This is a genomic window from Herbaspirillum sp. UBA812 (genome assembly GCF_002296545.1).
Lineage (GTDB): Bacteria > Pseudomonadota > Gammaproteobacteria > Burkholderiales > Burkholderiaceae_D > Herbaspirillum > Herbaspirillum huttiense.
Genome location: NZ_DBIC01000066.1, coordinates 15471 through 17279, shown reverse-complemented (window position 1 = coordinate 17279; position 1809 = coordinate 15471). Strand labels below are relative to the sequence as shown.

Here is a 1809-nt window from a genome sequence, read left to right as displayed (position 1 = left end):
CGTTTCAGTCTCTCGGATCGACAGGTGCAAGCATTGCGCGCATTGCCGGCGTGGCCAGCAATTTTTTGTAGGTCGCCGGCGACATCGCATTGATCATCAGCCGACCGCTGACATCGGCTTTGATGTATTCCACGGCCAGCAGCGCGATGACCGGATTGGTAGTCAGGGTCGCCTGATCCGCGGTGGAGTCACCCAGCTCCGCCACCACGGCCGCTGCATCATCGGCCACCACCACGGCCAGGCGGCGGCCGGATAGCCGCAGCCTGGCACTCGCACCGCATTCGGCCAGGTCGTAGGTGTGAGGGCCGTCCAGCGTGCGGTCGCCATAAATCGCGACATGGGTCTCGATACCGCGCGCACTGGCTTCTTCCAGCAGCGGTCCGAGCTCGTCGAGCTCTTCATCCCAGATCCCCGCAAACAGGGTGTGTTGCGCGCCTGAAATCGCGCGCGCAAAGGCCTGCACGATCACTTTCCTTCCGCTCAGCGACCAGACCAGTCCGGCTTCTTCTTCCACCGGTAGTTGATCCAGCGCCGATGCCGCCGCTTCCAGGTCAGCCTCGAAGCGGGTGCGCAGCTCTTCCAGCAAAGCCGCATGCGGCACGGCACTGTAACGCACAGGCTCGGATCGATTCACCAGTACCGCGCCCCTTGATTCCAGACGGGCCAGCGTTTCGTAAACCTTGGAGGGCGGCATCGACGCCCGTCGGCTCACCTCGGCTCCGGTGAGCGCGGCCTGACCCACCAATGCGGTATAAGCCTGGGCCTCGTACTGGGTGAATCCCAGCCGGGTCATGGAAGCGATCAATTCGTTTTCTGTGGTCATGCGCGACTCATTTTTCTCTTTGCAGGGATTGACTAACTACTGCAGTAGTATACGATTCATATAACTACTACTCAAGTAGTTAAAAATCACATGAAAGGAAAGTCCACATGCGTCAACTTGTCAGCACCGGCTCTCCCTGGGAGTCCAAGGTCGGCTACTCCCGGGCGGTGATCGTGAACGATACGATCTTCATTTCAGGCACGGCCGGACAAGGCCCGGATGCCTACACGCAGACGAAGGAGGCGCTGGCCACCATCGAGAAGGTGCTCACTGAGCACGGCTTTGCGCTGTCGGATGTGGCGCAGAGCCGGCTGGTTGTTGCGGACTTTGCGCACTGGCAAGACGCAGCCCGTGCCCATGGCGAGGTCTACGGGGATATCCGGCCGGCGTTCTCCCTGGTGCATGCATTGCCGTTCGTCGACGATGCGATTCTGGTGGAGGTGGAGGCCATCGCCGTCAGGGCGGCCAAGTGACGACGTGCGCCGGACAGGATTGTCGTCTTGCGGGGCGCGCGCTCTTCATGCTCGCGGTCGCAGCGGGCAGCGCCATTGCGAGCAACTATGCGATGCAACCGGCGCTGCCTGAGATTGCCGCTGATTTCGGCGTGGAGGTGGCGTCGCTGACCACGGTGATATCCGGCGCCATTGCCGGCTATCTGATTGGCCTGGTGCTGCTGGTGCCATTGGTGGACAGGCTGAGTCCGCGCATCCTGATTCCCGGGCAGTTCCTTGCGCTGGCACTGTCTCTAGCGCTTGCTGCGCGGGCAGCAAGCCCGGATGCCCTGATTGGATGTTTCGTTCTCATCGGTGCCACCACCACGGTGGCAGCGCAAAGCAGCGCCATTGTCGGCAAGCTGGCCGATGCATCTCGCCGCGCACTGAGCATGGCGGCGATTTCCGCTGGCATCTCCGCAGGGATATTGCTGAGCCGATTCATCGGCGGCTTGCTCGTGCAGTGGCTTGGCTGGCGCGGTGCGCTGCTGGTAT

Annotated in this window: 3 protein-coding genes; 2 read left to right on the top strand and 1 reads right to left on the bottom strand. The window is 62.0% G+C overall.

Annotated features, from left to right (window positions below):
- Positions 1-4: 4 nt before the first annotated feature.
- Positions 5-823, bottom strand: a complete 819-nt coding sequence (locus B3873_RS04230) for a TrmB family transcriptional regulator (RefSeq protein ID WP_286864212.1) — start codon at positions 821-823, stop codon at positions 5-7.
- Between the two features lie 107 nt (positions 824-930).
- On the opposite strand from B3873_RS04230, the gene B3873_RS04225 reads away from it, so the two are divergent.
- Together B3873_RS04225 and B3873_RS04220 are read left to right on the top strand one after the other, a co-directional pair.
- Positions 931-1296 (top strand): RidA family protein, encoded by a 366-nt coding sequence (locus B3873_RS04225; RefSeq protein ID WP_121042911.1) that lies wholly within the window; start codon positions 931-933, stop codon positions 1294-1296.
- Positions 1297-1343: 47 nt separating this feature from the next.
- On the top strand, positions 1344-1809 hold a 466-nt coding region (locus B3873_RS04220; RefSeq protein WP_286864208.1), incomplete at its 3' end, for an MFS transporter.